The organism is Elizabethkingia bruuniana (assembly GCF_002024805.1).
Classification (GTDB): domain Bacteria; phylum Bacteroidota; class Bacteroidia; order Flavobacteriales; family Weeksellaceae; genus Elizabethkingia; species Elizabethkingia bruuniana.
Window position 1 is genome coordinate 3,701,164 of record NZ_CP014337.1, and the last position, 22,903, is coordinate 3,724,066.

Here is a 22,903-nt window from a genome sequence, read left to right on the forward strand (position 1 = left end):
CCCCCATCTGAATAAAAAAAGAAATTAAATTTAATATTATGTTAAAATGAAAAAGTAACTCCGGTACTCACTCCTATAATGTAAGGTTTCGTATCATTTACTTTATTCATTGGTTTTATCATGTATTTAAATGTTGGTTCTACATTCAGTTTCATTTTTTTAGAAACTTCGTAGTCAATTTTAATCCCGGCATTCGCACTGAAACTTAAATCATTCAGGTTAGTTGCTGTTCCTAGATCCTGTTTTACAGACGATTCTGGTGTAACTGCCGAAATGCTATTATGGGTTAGTACATATGAACTTGCTCCAAGTGTTGCATTAAAACCTAGTTTATTAAGTTGGGCAAAATTTATCTCTGCTTCCAAAGGAATTTCTACATATCGGATTTTCTGAGCAATATCTCCTTGTAAATAACTTTTTGCAAAAGCTCCGTCTGCTTGTAAGTTGGATACTGGCTCGATACTTCCTACCCTGAGATCTCCGGAATAAGAAATATTATGAGCAGGAGGAATAGGTGCAAGCTGATATAACATTGCTCCTCCTCTTCCACCAGAAACACTTACGGTAATAGGAACATTCTTTGTTCTTTGTTCTATATCCAACATTCCGGCTCCTGTTCTGATCTTTATTTTGTCATTTATTGCGTAGCTTACTCGTGCTCCATAAGACATGTTTACAGAGTTCTGGATGTCCAGATTATTGAAATCATTGGACAGTAAAGATTTACCTCCGAAAGAATTCACCTGTGTAGGCGCAAAAAATGCAGAAATAGAAAACTTATCTCCACCACTCTGAACTCCTTTATTTGGTTGCTGCAATATTTTGCTTCTTCCCGTCAGAAGATCAGACTCATTATTTTTATCTGGAAAAATCTGCTCGTATTTGTTCTCTGTTTTATTTCCGTTCTTATCCTGTTGTACTATTGTTGTCTTTTCATTCCCTTCCTTGCCTGTAGTAGTTTCATTTTTATACTGAGAAATAAGCTCTTTATTTGTCTCTGATATATCAGAAGCTTTATCTTTTGGTATAAAAACATTTTTAGTCCAGGCTATAACATTATCCTTGATCCCGGAAATATAATCTGCTCCTCTGTTTTCCTGTATTATTTCATTCGGATTCTCTTTCTCTGTTTCAACAGTATCAGATTTCTGAGGCTGAGTTTGTTTAACAAATTTTGTCTCTTTTTTCTTTTCTGAAGAACCTTCATTTGATTTAAAAATAAAAACACCAATTAGAAACATTGCAGCAATTCCGGAAACAGGAAGCCATATATAGGCCGCAGGTTTTCGTCGTTTTTCTCCATCCAGTGCAGACTGAATAAAATCCCATGCTTCAGCCGGCGGATTCTGCGGCTGACTAAGCTGGTCTTTAAATATTTTGTCTATATTTTTCATTCTGCTTTATGTTTTATTTTCATCAATTCTTTTCTAAGAATCTCTCTTGCTCTGGATAGGTTGGATTTGGATGTTCCGGGGGATATTTTTAAGCTTTCTGCAATTTCGTTATGTGTATATTCTTCAAAAACGTAAAGGTTAAAAACCTGCCTATACTGTGTTGGCAGGTTTTGAACATATTTTATAAGATCTTGATAATTAACGTTCTGAAAATCATCTGAATCATTATCTTCTTCATCTATAAGAGGCATATTTTCCTCTATTTCAGTTAACCAAATCTCTTTCTGCCTGTGTTTTTCAAGATTTAGGTTAACCATCACACGCTTTATCCAGCCTTCAAAGGAGCCTGAAAAGCTATACTGTGTGATTTTTTTAAAAATAAGGATAAAACCTTCCTGAAATACATCCTGTGCATTTTCATAACTGCCGGAATACCTCAGACATATTGAGAACAAAACATTAGAATACCTCCGATACAAAAGTTCTTGTGCTTTCCTATCGTTTTCTTGGCACTGTTCAATAATCTCAATTAGTTCTTTATCCAAAGAAATTAAGTTATGCTATTTAGCTGGTTCTAATGCTTTAATTTCTACTTTTTCTTCTATAAACTTATCCGTATTATCACTGTTCTTTCCTGCCCAGAATCTAAAAGTATAAATACCAGCTTTTGTAGGAGTGAATGGATATTCTACAATTTTATCTTCTACTTTATCAGTACATCCGTCTCCTGTTTTTTGAGAACCTACCACTCCTAATTCAATAACATTATCTGCATTTTTTACTAGTTGAAACTGTACAAAAGCCTGACAAGTGTTTGTGGTTGTATAAGTTATAGATAACTTACTTGACTCCCCTACTGGTTTTATCTCTTTTTGTTCAATTTTAGTAGTAGCAAGATAGCCATACATGACATTGTCTCCTCTGTTATCTCCTAAACAACTGGTGAAAATTACCCCAAAAATCCCTAAAAGGAATGCGAATTTTAAAAACTTCATAATATTTGATTTTTCTATTTGTCTCTATATAAGACGCCTATAATAAAAATGGTTGCGTTAATTTTATAAAATTTATACAAATAAATCACAATCAATTGATCTACAGTATAAAAAAGCCTCATAATCAATACAATATCTAGATATTCCTTTTTATCAATTTACGCTCAAAAGAACTCTTTGAAGATTTCTAATCAATTGATTATTCGTTTTTATTGCTGCAAAAGTATGTAAAAATTAGCAGTGCCTGACTTTAGTTAAGTCAGGCACTGCTAATTTTTAAACAAAACCATAATCCATATTAATTACCGAACCAGCCAGTCTTTGAAATCTTTCACCCTGTCTCGGCTCACCGTAATTTCAACATCAGGCTGATAGCTCATTTCAACTTTATAAACAGGTGATGTATGAATACTTTTAATATAATTCAGATTAATCATGAACTGTCTGTTTACCCTGAAGAACTGTGTCTCATCGAGAACATTTTCCAGTTCTTCAAGAGAAAAGTCTGTAGGAAAACTACGCTCTGCTGTCTGGAGATATACTATTTTATTTTCACTATAAAAACAACTAACTTCTGATGTCATTACAATCTTCAGATTATAACCTATTTTCACCAGTATACGTGAAAGAGTTGTTTTTTCTTTTCCGAGCATTGATTTTACTTCATAAGACGGCGTCACCTCTCCGGACGGAATGAAGCTTTTAAACTTATCAATAGCTTTTGTAAGATCCTCTTCATCAATTGGTTTAAGGAGATAATCAATACTATTTAGCTTGAATGCCTTCAGCGTATATTGATCAAAAGCAGTTGTGTAAATGATAAAACTCTTGGTCGGTATTTTCTCAAAAATGTCAAACGAAAGCCCATCCCCCAGAACAATATCAGAAAAAATCAGCTTAGGATGTTCATTCTCCGAAAGCCATTGTACCCCGTCTTCTACGGAATGTATAACCTTTTGGATTTCAAGTTCCGGAAACGTAGAGAGCATTCGCTCCAGACGTCGTGCTGCGGGTTTTTCGTCTTCAATAATGAGTGTTTTAATCATATTTATTCTGAGATTTATATTTTTCCATTAACTTTTTTATTTTCTTTTTTTCCCAGTCGTCTCCAAAAATTATCCCCGGAAGAAAAATAGATCCTGCATGAATAAGGACTACAATTCCCCATAAAACAGGTACATATATATTTGTCCATCCTATCTGATGATAATTATAAAAATTTTCCGCCAATATGAAAACATTTACTGCCAAATATATCAGAAAATGGATATAAAACCCTCTAATTTCTTTTACTCTTCTTTTGGCTTCAAGAAATTCTATTTCTTCATCCGAAAAGGATTCTGAATCATTATTAAAATAACTTTTCATTTTATTAGAAATTAATTATTCTTTCTCATTAACTCTCTGATTCTGTTTTCTTCCCAGCTTTTGTTAAAAATCATCCCGGAGAAGATAACCTTTATAAGTTTTAATGCCGTAAATATGGTTATAATGATAAACACTATTACGATCCATCGTGGGATATTCACAAAATCAAAAATATCATTGAGCCCCGCAAAGCCCCAGAAAGCACAACACATTAGTACATTTCCATAAAGTCGTGCTTCTCTTCGAACCTGTTTTCTGGCTTCTGAATAAGCTTCTTGTTGATCATTTATTTCCATTGCTGTGTATTTTTTTCTTTGTTCATTAGCTCTTGTATCTTTCTTTCTTCCCAACTTTTACCAATTCCAAAAGTGGTAAATCCATGGATTGCTACTCCTAGCCCCCACCCCAGCATAGGGAAAACAAACCAGTAAAATCCTGGTGACGTCATTAGATTGATAACAACTAAAAACGGTATCACACAACAGTAAGAAATAAGATTGGAATAGAAATCTTTAATTTCTTTTACTCTACGCGAAGCCTTCTTATAAGCTTCTCTTTCATCGTTTTCATAATTTACTTGCATGGCGTTATTTTTATGAGTTAGTATTGGTATTTTTACACTGAAGTATTCTTCATCGTTTTCAATGAAAACATTTCTCTTTGTCAAAAGATTGTATCGTTGCACAATATTAGAAAGTCCAATTCCTGATTTTTCATTTGGAACTTCTCTTTTCTGAAGGTTATTTCTGATAACAAGATATCCTTCGTGGACAAATATTTCTATATTTAATGGCTTGGCAGATGTGGCATGATTATGCTTAATACAGTTTTCCAAAAGTAACTGTAATGAAAGCGGTACCACGAAATCTTTAGAATTATCTGCATCTATGTTCAAATGAAATACGATACTGTCTTCAAAGCGGTATTTCAAAAGCTCTATATAGGTTCTGGCAAAATTCATCTCTTCCTCCAAAGAAACCACTTCTTTATCTTTTTGTTCCAGAACATATCTGTAAATCTTAGACATTGAGGAAGTAAACTTTTGTGCATTATCCGGGTTTTCTTCAATTAGTGCACTCAGTACATTTAAAGAATTAAACAAAAAATGTGGGTCTAACTGATTTTTAAGACTTTCAAATTGTGCATTTGCTGAAGAAGCAATAATCTTCTGTTCAGTAACAGCTTTTTTCGCTGCAGACTTCCATGCATTCATAAAACCTCTGGCATGGAAAATAGCTGAAATAAGCAAAGCAAAATTGATAAAAAACCAATTGACAAAATTATAATCCCTTGAGAAAAACTTCTCAGTACTTACATTTTGTATCAGAACGAAGTTAACATAGTTGCATAAAAACACAGTAGCAATTGTGACCACAACGGTTAATGATACTCCGTAAATAAGTCTTTTTTTAGTGTCCTCTATCCAGCTCCATTTTTTATCTAAGAATCCATTAAGATACCCCTGAGACATGGATAAAAGAAGACAATACATAGAAGAAATGACGAAAGATTTCCATATGTTTTCCCAAGAGATATAGCCTGGCTCAATAATACCAAATATTATTGTGCATACAATCGTAATCCAGGCACATATGATAAAAAATTTTCGGTTCATTTTCTTAATTTCTGTTACAAACATACTCAGGAATTGGTAAATATTTAAAATTTTTGTACCTGAGGGGTTATTTTTATATACTGAATGGTAAAGGAGTTATCCGTTTCCTATCAAAAGGATACAAAAAAGCCCGGATTTAAAATCCGGGCTTTTTATTTATTTCATCTGAGAAAGGAAATAATCAGCTTCACTTTCTCCCCAGTTTGGGTCTAATGCCGTCTTTGGCTTATTCGTTTTAAAAAGCTCTTTTGCTTTCAGAAACATTTCTTTCGCTTTCTTTTTATCTCCACCATATTGTTCTGGCGTAAAATAAAGATCTTCAGCCTGAAGCACATATACTCTCGGATTATTCGGATCCAATTTAATTGCTTCACCCAATGCCTTTTGGGCTTCCTGTCCTTCTGTCATATAACGGGACATCGGATCTACCATCATTTTAACCCCATGTGCCATCTTTTTCAGAAGAAAGAGCTCTGCATTATTGGGATTCAGAGCTTCTGCTTTTGCAATATAATTAATTGCTGCATCTCCGGAAGCATCTAATCCGTCTGTTTTTTGATCTCGCATCAGAACACGCCCTCCTTGTATTGTAGACAAGGCTGCATAATAATAAGGTAGCCATTGTGTTTTCTCTTTATCTCCAATTCTGGAGAAATCATTGCTCAATGCTGTAAAATCATCATTGGTTTTGCATTGAACAATTTTGCTCATCTTATCGGTCATTGCTTTTTCATAAGCACTTTGTGCAAAGGCTATAAAACCAGTTAAAAGAAGTGCTGTTGTTAAAAATAGTTTTTTCATAATATTAAAGTTTAGAAATTAAATATTGTTATTATAATGTACTGTTAATGGCATCCTGAGTTCTATCGATTCCAAAACTGATGAACACTCCAACGAAAACAAATGTATTTACTGGTGGTCTGAGAGCTGAGCTTTGTCCATTCGAAGCAAAGTTATATCCATATATATTTTTAGTATTCAGAACATTATTCACACTCAGTACAAATACCGGAAATGATTTTGCATTTTTCTTTCCAAGATTGGGAAGGTAGTTAATGCTTAAATTCAGAGCACTAAAATCTTTTACTGTTCCTTCATTTCGGATGATGTTTTGCCCGTTTTGTGAAATAATATCATAATATGGTCTTCCACTATTGAAGGTATAAGATGCGTTGACCTGTGTTTTAAGACTGGTAAAGAATCTTTTTGCCACAAATGAAAGTGTATGTTTTGATGCAAAATTAGGATTCAGACTATATGGATAGTTTAAAAAATCTCTCTTACTATCCAAATAAGAATAAGAAACCCAATAATCAACATTCTTAATCGTTTTTTTATCCCTCCAGAATAATTCAAATCCTTTAGCAAATCCATCTCCATTTACATTAACAGCTGACTGAATATTATTAAAAGAAGTTTGATTTTGCAGATCTCCATAATTATAAGTTTTTGTAAGCTTTCTATAATCCTTATAAAAGGCTTCCAGACGGAAACTTCTTTCATTCGCTGTTCTCTGAATCTGAAATATGTAGTGATCTGCTCTCTGGAAGCCTAATGGCGCCGGATAATTGATATATTTAGATTCTGGATTCTGATAGAAAATACCATAGGCTAATGAGCTGGTCCACTCTTTTGAAATTCTGTAGGCTAGTGCCAGTCTTGGTGAAAAATTCCACTGGGAAAGGTAAGAGGAGTTTTCTGCTCTTACTCCTATACGCGCTGAAAACCGCTGATCCAAAGCCAAATCTGTTTCAGCAAAAACTGAAGATATAAGATCCTGATAATGCTTTTTAAATCGAGCTGCATTTTCTGGTTGATAGGTCATATCTTCAATACTATTCTGAAATTCCACTCCACCACGAATAATAGAGGCTTTGTTGATTTTTCTCTCCAAAACGGCTTTTGCATTGAAATATGATCCGTGATTCTCAATTCCGATTCCGTAAACTCTTTGTCCGTTATTCAGAAAATCGAGATTCATATTATTTTTATTATAGGTAAATGTGGAGCCCAGATTTAATGTATATCTGCCTAATTTTTCTCTATAAGACAGGTTATGAAAAGTATTGTCTCCTTTCATTTTTACGCCTGTTTCATTATACTTTGATTCCAGACTTTCTTGTTTCAAGGACATATCATTGCTATCATAGCTTCCATAATATTTAATAAATCCTCCCTTTTTTGTCTTTATTCTAAAGTTCGCATTGGTTGAAAATCCTGCTGGGCCGTTGTCAAAATTAGTATTGAATTTAAATACTTTGGTCATCAGTGCCAAATTAGAATAAGCGGCTTGAATACCATATGAATGAGTTCTGGCACTGTCTACTTTCTGAAAAGATCCCGTTGCAAATATTGGAGATAATCCAAAGTCTGCAGATGTCCTTTCCGGTAAATCAATGCTCTCTAAAGTTAAAACTGAAGAAAGTGCCTGCCCGTAAAGGGCAGAATATCCACCAGAAGAAAAGACATTTCCTTTAAACAACGAAGTATTAAAACGATCTCTTCCTGCTATTCCCGGAACTGAATTTGTAAAGTAATTATTAATAAGATTACCGTCCATAAATATTTTACTTTCCGTTCCTGTTCCTCCTCTTACAAACAAACCTTCGCTTTCACCTACTTTCTGAACTCCGGGAAGAAATCCTAAAGCCGATGTAATCTGTGCATCTGCCCCGGCGGTAGTATAAATGTCCAATGGCTTCAGCAATGCCGAGGCTCTGTTTTTATCACTTGCCTCAATAGATCCGGCAGTAATGACAACAGCATTTATTTCGTTAAAAGAAGATTTCATTTCTGCATTGACTACAAGATTCTGAGAAACTATTACAACTTCCTTTACTACTTCCGCATAATCAGAACTACTATATGCCAGTGTCTGAGTCCCTTTTTCGGAAGTCTGAAATGTGTAATTACCATTAGCATCAGTTGTAGCACCATCATAGGTATCTTTCAAAGTCACAGAAACATTTTTTAGTCCCTTTCCTTTAGAAGTAACTTTTCCGGAGATTGTCACCTGTGCCTGCATTAGAGAGAACACAAAAATAAAAATCGAAAATAGTAGTCTTAGTAGCATTTTGTTATGATTTATGTTACAAAGAAATATCAGAATTTCGAATCTTTTAAAAAAAGATTACTGAAGGGTTGGTTTTTGATACTAAACGGTAATTCTTGAAAGTTTTGTACCTTTAACATATAATAAAAATCTCAAATTCTGAGCTTATGAAAAATTTAAAAATATTATCCTTAGGTATTCTGGGAGCTGTATTTACAGTTTCATGTGCAACTAAGGAAGTAAGTTATGCTATTACCCCTAAAAGCGGAACAGCAACAGGAGGAACAGTAACCTTTAAACAGATGGGAAAAAATGTTGTAATGAATGTTGATGCAAAAGGATTAACACCAGGGGTACATGCTATTCATATTCATGACAAGCCAGACTGCTCAGCTCCGGACGGAACATCTACCGGCGGACACTGGAATCCTGCAGGAAGTGACCATGGCAAATGGGGTGCAGAACATTTCCATATGGGAGATATAGGTAACCTTAATGCTGATGATAAGGGTAATGCAAAATTGACTTTTAAAACAAGTAAATGGTGTATTGGCTGCACTGATAATACTAAAAATATCCTGAATCACGGACTAATCATCCATGCAGCTGCAGACGACTTTCATACTCAGCCTACTGGAAATGCTGGCGGACGAGTTGGATGTGTAGAAATTAAATAATCCAGAAAATAAAAATGAAGACTAAATAGTCTTCATTTTTATTTATTCTGATATATAGAGGTCTTCTACAAAAAAATACGCTTCCCTAAAGTCCTTTAGCGAAGCGTATCCATTTAGATTGATATGAAATTGAATATTATTTTACTACTTCCTGGGAGCCTTTACCCATTTGTACTGTTGATTTAACTTCAATTGGATTATCAACAGAGTTATAAAGTCTGTTCATATCCCTTTCTCCTTCCTTCATCATATCTCCGATCGTTTTTTCAGATCCTGGTATCTTTTGCTTCATTACTTCTGGTGTAAGATACTGTCTCATAGATCCAAACGGATCCTTTTTATACTCATTGAAAGTCTTGTCAAATTTTTCTTTCGATAGCTCAGCTACAGTTGCATTAGGCATAAATGTCTGTTCCATATAAGTTTTCTCATTGTAATCAGAGACCTTTTTATTTGCCTGGAGTACCCACGAATAGTCTTTGGCTTCATCTTCAATTTTTACAATGAGTCCTGGTAGTCCATAAAATTTATAAGGTCCATCCTGAAAAGGTAAATCGGTACTGAACCACGCTGTCCATTTTCTTCCTCCAAATTCTGTAGTTGCTTTCTGTGCATTATATTCTCCTATTTTTGTTTTATCCGGAAGAACTTTCCAGTTAAATTTTAGATCTTCAGAGTATGCTATTGGTGTAAACTTACCCATAGACATCAATACTTCCACATATTGGATTTTCATAGATGGATAAGACTTATTTACTCTATATGAGATTTTTGCCTTTTTCATATTCTTACTAAAATCCGGATTGAAAGCTCCTGCTCTTTTCATTTTTTCCACAGCATCTTTCATGATGGAGTCCTGTGATACATTAGTATAGTCTTGATATATAGACTTAGATTTAGAAATATCTAAAACCATTAATTCTTTCTCTAACTTTGTAGAGTCTTTCTTCGGCTTATACGTCATTTCATAAATAAAACGGTTAGCCGTTTCCTGAGCCATAACCATTACTCCGAATGTTAATACAAAAAGGAGGGTCAGTTTTTTCATTGTAATATTGTTTATACAATTAGTATTCATAAGTATTTTTTTGTTACAGACAAATACAATTTTTGTTATGTATTCCCCGTTATTATTACCACTAAGGTTTAATATACAACTCAAACATTCATAACCTAAAACACTGATAATCAACAATGGCATTGGTTTTGAAATAGATTATCAGATATAAAATCAGAAAAATGAAAACTATAAAATATTTAACAGCCTTTGCTCTTGCAACTATATTATTAGGATCATGTGATGCACGGTATAATAATGGTAATAACGGAATGCCTCCGGGACAGGCTAAAAAAATATATGGAGGATCAGCTAAAGATTATGCTCCAGGACAAAGGAAAAAACAACGTAACAATACCACAATAATTGTTAATCCTTAATAAAAATGAAAACTATAAAATATATACTTGCCGGTGCATTTACAATAACGTTTCTAGTATCATGTGATACTTATTATGATGGTTATGCATACAGAAGAAACCCGAATCGTTATGATAATTCTTACTATTATAATGGCCGGGAATATAAAAAACTGCCTCCAGGACAGGCAAAAAAAATGTATGGTGGATCTGCAAAAGATTATGCTCCGGGGCAAAGAAAAAAATATTATCGCTATGATGATTAATTTTTCTTTATAAATCATCATTAAGCATTATTTTTGCCGCGTGAAGGCAAAAATTATCAACTTTTTTAAGACCATATTCCCGGTAAACTCAACTGAATTATTTGTTTTACTATTCTTTATGGTTGTTTATGGTGTATTTGGATGGTTTATCGCGAGCCAGTTTCGTTTGGTTTATGATGATCGTATCCCTTGGGATGCTTATTTCAGTTTCGATAATTATTCAATTATAGTGTCTGGAGGAGCTTGGGAACGCCATCCGTTTTCTAATTATTTTTTTAATGTAATTAGGGAGGCCGCTTTATGGTTTTCTGGTGGAAAAACAAATGCAACATTTCGTATTGCCTTATCAATGTTTAGTACAATAACGGTTGCATTTACAATGTTACAATGCTACAAGTACTTCAGAAATATTATTAAATTACCACTTTCAGTAAGTCTATTCTTACTTTTCTTTTTTGGTTTATTTACAACTCCTATTCTCCTTTCATTTACCCCTGAAACCTATACTTTTTCATTTTTTCTTTTAGTGTTCTTTAATTATTTCGCAGCACTAAAGCTTTCTCAGGAAAAGAAAATTGGTCTTATTCCGTTAACCTGCTTTTCTATTCTAATCGGAGGTCTTACCATTACTAATATTGTGAAGGTTTATATTCCTGTTCTTTTTGAAAAAGGTTTATTCAGAAAGTGGAAACATTTTGGCCGAACTATTTTATATGGTATTATCTCAGTCGGTGTATTTATCCTGTTATATTTATGGAGGCTTGATTTCAGACTTCAATTAATTATTAATCAAACATCCTCTCAATACGAGCGGTTTTCCAAACCAAAAGTAACGCCTTTGTGGGATATGATGACATCATGGTTTTGGGGTGGCAGCATGTTATTTCCGAGCTTTATCACCAGAGATTACACCAGTAGAACAGGTTTTGAATATAAAGCATTATTCATGGATGTTTATTCTTCCTGGGCATCTTATCTTTTTGTTGCTCTAATTGCCTTACTCCTTATTTGGAGCCTTATTTCCAATTATAAAAACAAACTGGTTATAATACTTGGATTATCACTTTTGTGTGATGTTATTATACATTGTGTATTAAAGTTCGGATTACATACATCCTATATTTACGGAGGCCATTTTATATTTGTTGTCCCTATGTTATTAGGATGGCTTTTTTACAGCCAAAAAGGAAATCCAAAAACTATTTCGGCTATCTGGGTTGTTTTAATTATTTTATTCGCTTATTTAGGCTTTAATAACATCTACAGACTAACCGAGTTCATAACTTTCGCAAATCAATATTATCGATAATAAAAAAAGCAGCTGTAATCAGTTGCTTTTTTTATTTATCATTTTCAGAATTTCTATTCCTTATTTCGTTTTAGAGCGCTCTTTTTCTATTTCAGCGTCTATGTAAGGATATTTCATCTGCATATCTTTCATTAAAGTCGGATCCAGTCTTAATGCCTGATCTAAAGCTGCTCTGGCCTCTGTATCTCTTTTCAGATTAAAATAGCAATTACTTAGCTGATAGTACAGTTCTGCTCTCTGATGCCTTTTCAAGGCTGTCAAAAGTTTTTCTTCAGCCTTATCATAGTCACCTACCAACATTAATACTTCTGTATAGGCATACCAGTTATAGAATCTTCCGGGCTCTGTTTCTGCCATTTTCTTCAAGCAAATAAGAGCTTCTTCCAGTTTTCCCAAGCTGATATACAGAAATGCAAGCTTCTTTTGTATGTCCAGATTATTCTCACTAAGTCTGGATGCTTCCAGTGCAAAATGTGCAGCTTCATTCAGATTACCCAGTTCTTCATAAATATCCGAAATGGCAATCATTGCCGGATGGAACTGAGGATCCTCGTGTAAGCTCTTTTGTAAAGCATTGAGTGCAGGGATCAACTGCTCCATTTTCTGGTAACACTGTCCTATCTTATAAAAAGAATAAGATTTGGTAAACTCGTATTCCTGTGAATCAATATATGTTTCTATCGCCTTCTCCCATTCGTTTAGAGCTTCATAACAAGCTGCTTTGTTGGTATAAACGGCCATAGAGTTAGGATTAATCGCCAACAGGTAATCAAATCCTTTAATCGCTTCCTGATAGTTCTTTTTATTGAAATGGAAAATTCCATACTCGTACCATGCGGTTTCAGAGAATGGATAATTGTCCAGATAATCATTAATAAAAGTCAGGGCTTCTTCATTCCTATTCATTTCGGTATAACAAAGCATGATGCTTTCCAGAGCATATTCATCATTTGGCTCGAAATTTAGCGCGAGCTTATAATGTTTTAATGCAGAGAAAGGATCATCCAGATTCTTATATTCGTCCGCAATGAAGTTATGAACGAAATCTTCGTCTTCTTCTTTTTCCAGAGCTTTTTCACACAGATCAATCGCCTTTCTCGGATTCCCCATGTTGGAATAATATTTGGCACAACAGATCATAAAGTCTAGATTATCGTCTGCTATACCCGCTAATTCCTTCATTAGAATTTTCGCATTTGCATTATCTTCTTTTTCAAGAAGAAATTCCAATCTGCGAACTTTTATATTAACTGAATCCGGATAAAGTTTCTGTGCATACTTAATAGCTGTTTCGGCATACTGATAGTCGCCGATTTCCAGATAATAAGAAATAATGTCCTCGTATTCTTCAGTATCGAAAAACACCTCTTCATTATTCTCTAGCATATCCTCGAAGCGTTTTACAGCTTCATTTTCAAAAAATTCTTCCAAATGTATTTTTGATTATATCATGAATTTCGGAAAAATTTCCAAAATCACCAACTAAATTAAGCTTTTTATTTTAGCAATCATATCATCAGCCAACTTGTCTGCTTCTTCCTGAGAAGATGCTTCAGTATAGATTCTGATAATAGGTTCTGTGTTTGACTTACGAAGGTGAACCCAGTTCGTTGGAAAGTCTATTTTAACACCATCTACAGTAGATATATCTTCTTTTTTGAATTCTTTTTTTACTTTCTCAAGAAGTTTGTCTACATCGATTTCCGGGGTTAATTCAATTTTCTTTTTCCCCATATAGTAATCCGGATATGTTGCTCTAAGTTCTGCAACTGATTTATCCTGTTGTGCTAAGTGGGTTAAGAATAATGCTACACCAACTAAAGAGTCTCTACCATAATGCAATTCAGGGAATATAATTCCACCGTTACCTTCTCCTCCGATTACAGCTCCTTTTTCTTTCATCAGATTCACAACATTCACTTCTCCTACTGCAGATGCAAAGTATTCTGAATCCAGTGATTTAGCAACGTCTCTCAACGCTCTACTCGATGAAAGGTTAGAAATTGCTACTCCTTTTTTGTTTCTAAGGATATAATCTGCAACTGCAACCAATGTATATTCTTCACCAAAAAGCTCGCCATTCTCATCTACAAGTGCCAATCTGTCAACATCCGGATCTACAACGATTCCAAGATCAGCTTTTTCTTTTACAACAAGTTCACAGATTTCTGAAAGATGTTCTTTTAATGGTTCAGGGTTGTGGGGAAATTGTCCGTTTGGTTCGCAATACAGTTTTACTACATCACATCCCATTCTTTCCAGTAGCTTTGGAATTGCAATTCCTCCTGTGGAGTTTACTGCATCCAGTACTATTTTATATCTTTTTTCTCTTACGATACCCGGGATAACTTCAGGAAGCTCCAACACTTTGTCTATGTGGATTTGTATTCCTTCATTGTTTTCTGAGTAATTTCCTAAGTGATCTACGTCAATATATTCAAAAGCTTCTTTCTCTGCAATGTCCAAAACATCTGCTCCATCCTGAGCATTGATGAACTCTCCTTTTTCATTCAAAAGCTTCAGAGCATTCCATTCTTTAGGATTATGGCTTGCTGTAAAGATAATCCCGCCGTCTGCATTAAGCTCCGGCACCATAACTTCTACTGTAGGAGTTGTACTAAGGCCTAAATCTATTACATTAATCCCTAAGGACTGTAGTGTAGAAGATGCAAGATTAGAAACAATCTTACCGGATATCCTTGCGTCTCGCCCAACAACTAAAGTAATGTCTTTTTTGTTGTTCTTCTGCTGAAGCCATGCTCCGAATGCAGACGCAAATTTCACGATATCCAGAGGAGTTAAATTATCTCCTGTTTTACCTCCTATTGTCCCTCTAATTCCAGAAATACTCTTAATTAATGACATAAATTTGTTTGCTAAATTTTATGCAAAAATACGGAATAAATAAGAAAAAATTATTCAACTACGGACATGATTTATGAACATCCGCAGTTTTTGTCGCAACCACCGCTTTTTTTCTTACTAAAGTTTTTTGAAAAAATTTTCCAAACCCTAAAACAGGCAAAAAGCAGAAGTGCTCCAATTACTATATACTGAATAACAAGTGTATTCATTTTAATTATTTTAGTATCTGAAATACAAATAACGATGCAAAATACGCCAAACCAGACATTCCTATCAGCTGAATAAATGTCCATTTTTTGCTTCCTGTCTCTTTATAAACAATAGCAATTGTACTGATACACTGCATAGCAAATGCATAGAAAACAAGAATAGATACTCCGGTAGCCAATGTAAATAATGGAGTCCCGTCTGCTTTCTTATCAGCTTTCATTTTATCAATCAATCTTCCGTCTTCTGCTCCATCCCCAAGAGAATATAGCGTAGACATTGTCCCTACGAAAACTTCTCTGGCAGCAAATGAAGTCAGAATTCCTACACCCATTTTCCAGTCATAGCCAAGAGGACTGATAGCAGGCTCTATGCTCTTTCCCATAAGTGCTAAATAAGAGTCATTCAGCTCTACATTAGACTTATGTGATGTTATATCAAATTTATCATGCGGTCCGAAATAGCTAAGGAACCATATAATAATACTAACAGCAAAAATAACTTTTCCAGCTCCCGTAATGAACCCCCAGGCTTTCAGTAAAGCCATTTTGAAGTTATATCCCCATAAAGGCATTTTATAGGTTGGCAAATCCAGGATCAGGAAACTTTTGTTTGTATTCTTAATCCCTTTTTTCAGGAAGAAAGAGAATACCAACGCTGTAACAAATCCCAGCATATACATTGCCAGCAATGCTAAAGCCCTGTAACCTATTCCTAAAATATATTCATCCGGAATTACCAATGTTATAATAATACTGTAAATCGGAAGTCTTGCAGAGCACGTCATAAAAGGTGTTACAAGGATTGTAATAAGTCTTTCTTTAGTGTTTTCAATGTTTCTGGCAGACATAATTGCCGGAATTGCACAAGCTGTACCTGAAACAAGCGGAATAATACTTTTACCATTTAGGCCAAATGGTCGCAGTAATCTGTCCATTAAAAAGATTACTCTGGCCATATAGCCACTATCTTCCATAATGTACAGGAAGTACATTAATATTCCGATCTGTGGTGCAAAAACAACTATACCACCAATTCCAGGGAGAACACCTTCTGCAATAAGACTGTTCAAAGGTCCTTCTGGTAAATAAGTTGCTGCAAGAGAGGAGAACCATGTAAATAAATCCTCAATCCATCCTTTTGGATATTCCGCAAGAAAGAATACACTCTGGAAAATAATCAAAAGAACAACCAGGAAAAGAACATATCCCCAGAATTTATGCACCATCAGACGATCTAGCTTTTCGGTAAGTAAATCCTTCAGCATTGTTCTTTTAGATCTTACTTTATCTATTATCTGATCTATATTATCATAACGACGCAACGTTTCCTGTGTCTGCAAACGTTTCGGAACAATTCCTTTTATCTCTGTATTAGTATCATTCTGAAAAACATGATGTTGTCCGCTTACATATTTTCTGGTGGAAGAAAGCTGGAACCATGCTTTATACAAGTTCTTATCGCCTGTTTTTTGTACTACTTCTTCAATTTTGCTCTTGTGTTCAGCCGGAACCTGAAAAAGAGCTTCTTCTGCAACAGTAAATTTATTGAGATGTATACTTTCTCTTACAGCATCTATACCACTATTTTTCTTGGCATTGGTGACATTTACAGTTACTCCTGTTTCTTCAGATAACTTCTGTACATCCAGAGAATAACCTCTTTTTTCGGCTTCATCAATCTGATTAGCTACCATTATTACCGGTATCCCCAAATCTCTGATTTGTTCAAACAACAACAAACTCCTCTTAAAATTCAGAGCATCGGCAACATACAACACACCGTCATAGTTGCTTCTTTCGTTAATCAGATATTCTACGCAGATAACTTCATCCTCAGAAGTAGGATAAACACTGTAGGTTCCCGGAAGGTCAATTACTTCAACCTTATTTTCTTTATAAATATATTCTCCTTTTAGGCTGGAGACTGTTACACCTGAATAGTTTCCCGTTTTTTGATTACGGTTACATAACTGATTAAAAATGGTAGACTTACCTACGTTTGGGTTTCCAACCAATAAAATTCTGGTGGATTTTTTTTTATTTTCCATCTGCTAATTCTTCCACAATAATATATCTAGCTTCTTCTTCCCGTAATGCCACTTTGGAGCGTTCTTCTCCATATTCTACATACAGGGGACCTCCAAACGGAGCCTGATATAATATCCTGAAAGGCGTATTAGGCAAAAGTCCCATTTCAATAATTTTACCGGGCATTTCCATATTGTTATTGTCATAATCGACAATAATTCCAGTTCTGTCCATCGGAAAGCAGCAAAGCTTATTAGAGTCTAAATTCTTCAAGGCTTGTATTTAAAAATACAAATATACCTTATTTTAATTAAATCTAAATTGAAATTGGGATGATAAATACCAGTTATTGCGTTTTTTACACCTTAAATTTTACTGATTTTGCCCCTGCTTCTGGAGATCCGGGGTATATAACGTCCGGATTGGGAAAGGAATATCTATATTATTCTCTTTGAACTTATTAAGAATTGAAAGTCTTAAATCACTCTTAATGGCTTCGGCTTTAAATAAATATCTTGAATTAAAAAACAAGCTAAAGTCTAATGAGGAATCCCCAAAGTTAGACAAACGGGCTACCGCTGGCCTTTCTTGAAAAACCTCAGGATGTTCTTTAGCCGCATCCAGCATTAGTTTCATAACCAGATTAACATCGGAATCATATCCTACCCCTATAACAATCCCAAAATTGGCAACATCATCGTCATACGACATGTTTACGATCTTATTCTTTGTCAGAATAGAATTCGGGATAATCATACTTTTATTATCTCTCGTAAGGATGGTGGACGTACGGATATTAATCTGCTGAACTTTCCCTACAACATTTTCAATCTCTACAACATCATCAACTTTTATACTTCTGTCCAAAAGGATAATAACTCCGGAGATAAAATCCAGAAACAGGTTTTGTAAACCAAGACCAATACCCACTAGTATAACACTTCCTCCAAGTAAAAGCGGAGAAACATCTACACCTAACGTTCTGAATGCCAATATAGCAGTAAAAACAATAATAATGTATTTTAAAATCTGAGCAAAAGCGAACTTTTTACCGACATCAATTTTTTCGGATTTATAAATAAGTGATTTAAATACGCGTACAATTCCTAAACCTACTAAAACAATAACAGCTGATGATATCAGCTGATACACGGTTAATGAATATTGCCCTAGTGCAAAAATGTGGTACTCTAAGATTTCTTTTAATGTTAACTCCATTTGTTTCTGTTTGTGTTTTTTATAAGAAAGGCTGTCTTTTAAACGGACAGCCTTTAGTTTTATTATTTGATTTCAGATATGACATTCATCGCCTCCTGAAGATATAAATCTCGTTTAAGATTTTTAATCCAGTTTTTACTTTTTACAGAGAAAGCTTCGTCTTTTTTCATACGTTCTATTTCACTCTGATACTGAGTAAACTGCAATCCATTATCGTACTTGGTTAAAGATTCAAACTTCTTCAATTCTTCTTTTCTCTTTTTCATTAATTCAAAGAATTTAGTCTGATTGAGCGTAACTGTTTCTTCTTTACCAAGTGCCTGACGCCATTTTGCAGATTCTACTAATAGCTGATATGGTTTGTTTGCCTTAATTCTTTCTGTACTTCTTTTTACGATACCAGCCATGTCAATTGTATTCAGAGGCTTGTAATCTGAAGATTTTATCTGATCCCATGGTAATGCATGCTCATCATATTTTTCTCCAATTTCATCGTATGTAAAGTAGTCATCCATTACAACATCAGATTTTACACCTTCAAGCTGAGTAGAATTTCCGCTGATTCGGTAAAACTTCTGAATCGTAAGTTTCAGATCTCCGTAATCATCATTGGTATTCAGGAACCTGTTAAGAGAAACAAAAGTCTGTACCGTTCCTTTTCCAAATGAATGTGGGGCACCTAAGATTACTCCTCTTTTATAATCCTGAATTGCACCGGTTAAAATCTCGGAAGCTGAAGCAGAAAGTTCATTTTGCATCAGTACCAATGGTCCTGTCCATACAGGTGCATTGTTTTTATTTTTCAGAACCTGAATTTTCCCGTCCTGGCTTCTTACCTGTACTACTGGTCCGCTATTCATAAATAGCCCCATAATATCCACAACCTCAGTTAAAGATCCACCGCCGTTGTTTCTAAGATCCAGAATAATACCCTCTACATTCTGAGCTTTTAGCTTTGTAATTTCGTTCTTAACGTCTGTAGAAGCATTTCTTCCTTTAGAGTCGTTAAAATCAGCATTGAAGCTTGGCAGGTATATAAATCCGTATTTCTTACCGTTCGGAGAGTTTACAACGATACTTTTAGCAAATGTATCTTCCATTTCTACTTCCTCGCGGATTAGCTTAACTTCTTTTACAGAACCATCTTTCTTTCTAAGCGTTAGTGTTACTTCAGATCCCTTAGCCCCACGGATTAAACGTACCGCTTCATCTACAAGCATCCCTACAACGTTTACAGCTTCTTTCTTAGGATCCGATTTTACTTTTAGAACTTCATCTCCTTCGCTTACCTGTTTAGATTTCCAAGCAGGGGCTCCAATTACCAGTGGTCCAATAAATAATCGACCTTTCTTTTCCGAAATCTGTGCTCCAATTCCGATAATCTTACCACTAAAGTTAGCATCGAAGTCTTCTTTATCTTTTGGAGAGAAATAGTTGGTATGCGGATCAAATACTTCTGTATAAGAATTCATATAAGAAGCAGAGAACCAGTCCATTTTCTTTCTTTTTTTGATTCTGTTAAACATACTGGAAACAAGATCTTTGATTTCACCAGTTGCTTTTACTTTCTTTTGCTCCAGTGTTAGTGGCTCATACTTTATGGTATCTTTTTGCTTTTTAGCAATTGCCGAATCCTTTTTCTTTTTTTGCGATTCCTCTTTCTCATTTAGAGTCTGCATCTCCTGAAGAATATTATATTTAATAAACTTCTTCCATTCTGCATACATTTCTTTCTGGTTTGTCGGATTCTTTTTAAGCTTCGGCTCCATGATAATATCTTCATCCTCATCCAGATTGATAGGTTTTGCAAAGATATCCTGTGACATCTTTTCTATATCTGCAAGCCTCTGAAGGTATCTATCATTAGTAAGTTTAAAGAAGGAGATATCACCTGTTTTAAGGTAATCATCCAACTTTGTTTTATATTTTGCAAACTCATCCATATCAGACTGCAAAAAGTACTTTTTGCTTGGATCTAACTTTTCAAAATATTCTTTATAAACATCCTGAGAATATGCATCGTTGATTGGCTTCGCATTATAACTAAGATACGACAGCGTATTGCTTACGCTGACCATAATGGTCTGCATCTTTTCGTCATCATTTTGCGGGGAATTAAAACAAAAAATAAGTGTCCCTAATGAGGACAACAGCAGTAGTTTATTAAAACCAAAGAATTTTTTAAACATCTTTTACGAAATTTCGAAGATCAAATTTAATATCTTATTTATAAAAATAGGTCTTATTTTCTTTAATTTTGTTACAATAATTTGAAATAAATGAAAAAACCATTGATTCTGGTTACCAATGATGACGGAATAACTGCTCCGGGAATTCGTAATCTTATAAGCTTTATGAATGAAATTGGAGATGTTGTTGTAGTTGCTCCGGATTCTCCACAAAGTGGAAAAGGACATGCTATTACGATCAATTCTACATTAACCTATGAAGAAATTAGCATGGAGGGACCGCAAAAAGATTATTCATTAAGCGGAACTCCTGTAGATTGTGTAAAATTTGCACTGGATAAAATACTTACCCGAAAACCTGATCTTGTTGTATCGGGAATTAATCACGGGGCAAACTCTTCTATCAATGTAATCTATTCCGGGACAATGTCTGCTGCTGTTGAAGCAGGAGTTGAAGGTTTGCAGGCCATTGGCTTTTCTTTATTAGACTTCAGTTGGGATGCCGATTTTTCTCAGGCAAAAACTTTTATACAAAACATTGTAAAAAAAGTCTTAGAAAATCCTATTCCAAAAGGAATTGTGCTGAATGTAAACATTCCGAAATTACCTGCTGAAGAAATAAAAGGAATAAAAGTTTGCAAGCAGGCGAATGCTAAATGGGAAGAAAGCTTTGATGAAAGAGTAAACCCACACGGTAAAAAATATTATTGGTTATCTGGTTATTTCAATAATATGGACAAATCCGAAGATGCGGATGAAACAGCTCTTTCTGATGGTTATATATCTGTTGTTCCTGTTAAATTTGACCTTACAGCCTACGAATATCTAAAAGATTTACAGAATGTTTTAACGTTCTAAACATAAATAAAAAGCCACCTGACAGGTGGCTTTTTATTAGAATAATACTCTTGTATCTTTCCTAAGTTCTTCTAAATATTCTTGTTTCTGATCTCTATAAAAGAGGTTCATAGTTTCAAAAGGTATCAGCTTCAAATCTTTGTTTACAATGTGAACACAGGATTTTTTCACTGCACGTACATCAAAATCATGAGCATCCATAAAGTTCATTATAATGATCCTGAAAAGATTTTCATATTCCATCTCCGGAGCGCAGACTTCAGGTAAACAACATAATAACTGGTTCACTTTAGGCTGTACCTTATCTACCGATATTCCTGTACTGAAAATATCAATCAGCTGCATTTTCAGTCCTTCATCCTGTTCATATACAATTGTATTTTTAGATTCGTTATTCAGTAAATCAGCAGGATTAATATAACGGGTTAAAGGAATTATTTCTCCCTGAAGCTTCAAAATATATCCCATTGCCAAAGCATCGGGGTTACAAGGTACAGGAATTATATCATCTGAATTTAGTACCGGAAACTGATTAAGTATTTCCTGGCGGACTTCTGTCAGTGTTATTTTCTCATGTGCAGAATCGTCTCTGTTTCTGCCTGCAATTTCTACCGGCTGAAAAGTAATTCCACGTACACATTTCTGTTTAAGTGCAAAATCAATGATCTTACCTATTTCATCTACATTTTTTCCCTGTTGCAGGACCACAACCAATGTCGTAGACAGGTTGAGCTCATTTAGTTTTTCCAGAGCCTTTATGCGAACATCTGTAAGATCTTTCCCACGGAAATCCTGTAATACTTCTGGTTTAAACGAATCAAACTGCAAATAAACTTCAAATTCCGGAGCATATGTGGCCAGTTTTTCAGCAAATCCGGGATCATTGGCAATCCTTACACCATTTGTGTTCAGCATCAGGTGTTTTATCGGTTTAGACTTTGCAATGTCCATTATTTTGAAAAATTCGGGATGAATTGTCGGTTCTCCCCCACTAATCTGAACAACATCCGGCTCTCCCTCGTTCTTTACAATTACATCGAACATTGCTTCTATTTCCTCTAGTGATCGATGGCTGCCATAATGTGGTGAGGACATTGCATAGCAGGTAGGGCAAGTAAGATTACAACGATCTGTAACTTCCACAATGGAAAGACAACTGTGTTGTTCGTGGTCTACACACAACCCACAATCGTACGGGCATCCATAGGCTACATCTGTCCCAAAATGCAGTGGCATTTCTGATGCTTTATTATAGTTTCTGATGTTTTTATAATAATGAACATCCGTAGCAATCTTAGTTTTAAAAAAACCATGATCCGGACATCTTTTAGTCATAAAAACTTCATCATTTTCAATGATTATTTTCGCTCCGACTCTTTTCAAACAGTCCGGGCAAAGACTTGTCGTATAATCGTAATAAGTATAATTTCTAACTGGCATATTC

Annotated in this window: 22 protein-coding genes; 5 read left to right on the forward strand and 17 right to left on the reverse strand. The window is 34.8% G+C overall.

Translation table 11 applies throughout. The annotated features are described in order from the left end of the window. Positions 1–41: 41 nt before the first annotated feature. The 9 genes from AYC65_RS17335 to AYC65_RS17375 all read right to left on the reverse strand — a co-directional run bounded on the left by AYC65_RS17335 (position 42) and on the right by AYC65_RS17375 (position 8,445). Positions 42–1,394 (reverse strand): hypothetical protein, encoded by a 1,353-nt coding sequence (locus tag AYC65_RS17335; protein ID WP_034870813.1) that lies wholly within the window; start codon positions 1,392–1,394, stop codon positions 42–44. Continuing rightward, positions 1,391–1,939, reverse strand: coding sequence for an RNA polymerase sigma factor (locus AYC65_RS17340; RefSeq protein ID WP_034870812.1), 549 nt, complete (start codon positions 1,937–1,939; stop codon positions 1,391–1,393). Before AYC65_RS17340 ends, AYC65_RS17335 begins: the two co-directional genes overlap by 4 nt. A gap of 15 nt (positions 1,940–1,954) precedes the next feature. Next, on the reverse strand, positions 1,955–2,389 hold the full coding sequence (locus AYC65_RS17345) for a hypothetical protein (RefSeq protein WP_034870811.1): 435 nt from the start codon (positions 2,387–2,389) through the stop codon (positions 1,955–1,957). A gap of 302 nt (positions 2,390–2,691) precedes the next feature. Beyond that, entirely contained in the window at positions 2,692–3,435 is a 744-nt protein-coding gene (locus tag AYC65_RS17350; RefSeq protein ID WP_034870810.1) for a LytR/AlgR family response regulator transcription factor, read from the reverse strand. Then, positions 3,428–3,757, reverse strand: coding sequence for a 2TM domain-containing protein (locus AYC65_RS17355; protein ID WP_034870809.1), 330 nt, complete (start codon positions 3,755–3,757; stop codon positions 3,428–3,430). Before AYC65_RS17355 ends, AYC65_RS17350 begins: the two co-directional genes overlap by 8 nt. A gap of 11 nt (positions 3,758–3,768) precedes the next feature. Further along, a complete protein-coding gene (locus AYC65_RS17360; protein ID WP_034870904.1) occupies positions 3,769–4,053 on the reverse strand; it encodes a 2TM domain-containing protein in 285 nt (94 codons plus the stop codon). Then, positions 4,044–5,396 carry a 2TM domain-containing protein gene (locus tag AYC65_RS17365; RefSeq protein WP_034870808.1) on the reverse strand — a complete coding sequence of 451 codons (1,353 nt, stop codon included), beginning with the start codon at positions 5,394–5,396 and terminating at the stop codon, positions 4,044–4,046. Before AYC65_RS17365 ends, AYC65_RS17360 begins: the two co-directional genes overlap by 10 nt. A 132-nt stretch (positions 5,397–5,528) precedes the next feature. After that, positions 5,529–6,173, reverse strand: a complete 645-nt coding sequence (locus AYC65_RS17370) for a tetratricopeptide repeat protein (RefSeq protein WP_034870807.1) — start codon at positions 6,171–6,173, stop codon at positions 5,529–5,531. A 31-nt stretch (positions 6,174–6,204) separates the two neighbouring features. After that, on the reverse strand, positions 6,205–8,445 hold the full coding sequence (locus tag AYC65_RS17375; protein WP_034870806.1) for a TonB-dependent receptor: 2,241 nt from the start codon (positions 8,443–8,445) through the stop codon (positions 6,205–6,207). A gap of 146 nt (positions 8,446–8,591) precedes the next feature. On the opposite strand from AYC65_RS17375, the gene AYC65_RS17380 reads away from it, so the two are divergent. Next, a complete protein-coding gene (locus AYC65_RS17380; protein WP_034870805.1) occupies positions 8,592–9,101 on the forward strand; it encodes a superoxide dismutase family protein in 510 nt (169 codons plus the stop codon). A gap of 136 nt (positions 9,102–9,237) precedes the next feature. Here AYC65_RS17380 and AYC65_RS17385 read toward each other — a convergent pair whose 3' ends face one another. Next, a complete protein-coding gene (locus AYC65_RS17385) occupies positions 9,238–10,149 on the reverse strand; it encodes a GLPGLI family protein (RefSeq protein WP_034870903.1) in 912 nt (303 codons plus the stop codon). Positions 10,150–10,340: 191 nt separating this feature from the next. On the opposite strand from AYC65_RS17385, the gene AYC65_RS17390 reads away from it, so the two are divergent. Genes AYC65_RS17390 through AYC65_RS17400 form a run of 3 tightly spaced genes read left to right on the forward strand, consistent with a single transcriptional unit; the run spans position 10,341 to position 12,092 of the window. Further along, positions 10,341–10,538 carry a hypothetical protein gene (locus tag AYC65_RS17390; protein ID WP_034870804.1) on the forward strand — a complete coding sequence of 66 codons (198 nt, stop codon included), beginning with the start codon at positions 10,341–10,343 and terminating at the stop codon, positions 10,536–10,538. A gap of 5 nt (positions 10,539–10,543) precedes the next feature. After that, on the forward strand, positions 10,544–10,783 hold the full coding sequence (locus tag AYC65_RS17395) for a hypothetical protein (RefSeq protein WP_034870803.1): 240 nt from the start codon (positions 10,544–10,546) through the stop codon (positions 10,781–10,783). A gap of 40 nt (positions 10,784–10,823) precedes the next feature. Further along, a complete protein-coding gene (locus AYC65_RS17400; protein WP_034870802.1) occupies positions 10,824–12,092 on the forward strand; it encodes a DUF6080 domain-containing protein in 1,269 nt (422 codons plus the stop codon). Between the two features lie 60 nt (positions 12,093–12,152). Here the strand turns inward: AYC65_RS17400 and AYC65_RS17405 are convergent, their stop codons facing one another. From AYC65_RS17405 to AYC65_RS17430, 6 genes are all read right to left on the reverse strand, one after another. Further along, entirely contained in the window at positions 12,153–13,523 is a 1,371-nt protein-coding gene (locus AYC65_RS17405) for a tetratricopeptide repeat protein (protein WP_034870801.1), read from the reverse strand. Positions 13,524–13,574: 51 nt separating this feature from the next. Continuing rightward, positions 13,575–14,957 carry a phosphoglucosamine mutase gene (glmM, locus tag AYC65_RS17410; protein WP_034870800.1) on the reverse strand — a complete coding sequence of 461 codons (1,383 nt, stop codon included), beginning with the start codon at positions 14,955–14,957 and terminating at the stop codon, positions 13,575–13,577. A 214-nt stretch (positions 14,958–15,171) separates the two neighbouring features. Beyond that, entirely contained in the window at positions 15,172–17,214 is a 2,043-nt protein-coding gene (gene feoB, locus AYC65_RS17415; RefSeq protein ID WP_034870799.1) for a ferrous iron transport protein B, read from the reverse strand. Continuing rightward, the gene (locus tag AYC65_RS17420) at positions 17,204–17,428 is read right to left on the reverse strand and encodes a FeoA family protein (RefSeq protein ID WP_009090100.1); all 225 of its coding nucleotides are present in this window, start codon (positions 17,426–17,428) and stop codon (positions 17,204–17,206) included. The genes feoB and AYC65_RS17420 overlap by 11 nt, the downstream gene beginning before the upstream one ends. A 138-nt stretch (positions 17,429–17,566) precedes the next feature. After that, entirely contained in the window at positions 17,567–18,412 is an 846-nt protein-coding gene (locus AYC65_RS17425; RefSeq protein WP_034870798.1) for a mechanosensitive ion channel family protein, read from the reverse strand. 62 nt (positions 18,413–18,474) lie between these two features. Then, a complete protein-coding gene (locus AYC65_RS17430; protein ID WP_034870797.1) occupies positions 18,475–20,601 on the reverse strand; it encodes a carboxy terminal-processing peptidase in 2,127 nt (708 codons plus the stop codon). Between the two features lie 90 nt (positions 20,602–20,691). Between AYC65_RS17430 and surE the strand changes: the two genes are divergently transcribed. After that, entirely contained in the window at positions 20,692–21,459 is a 768-nt protein-coding gene (gene surE, locus AYC65_RS17435; protein WP_034870796.1) for a 5'/3'-nucleotidase SurE, read from the forward strand. 36 nt (positions 21,460–21,495) lie between these two features. Here the strand turns inward: surE and AYC65_RS17440 are convergent, their stop codons facing one another. Next, the gene (locus AYC65_RS17440; RefSeq protein ID WP_034870795.1) at positions 21,496–22,899 is read right to left on the reverse strand and encodes a radical SAM protein; all 1,404 of its coding nucleotides are present in this window, start codon (positions 22,897–22,899) and stop codon (positions 21,496–21,498) included. Positions 22,900–22,903: the final 4 nt, after the last annotated feature.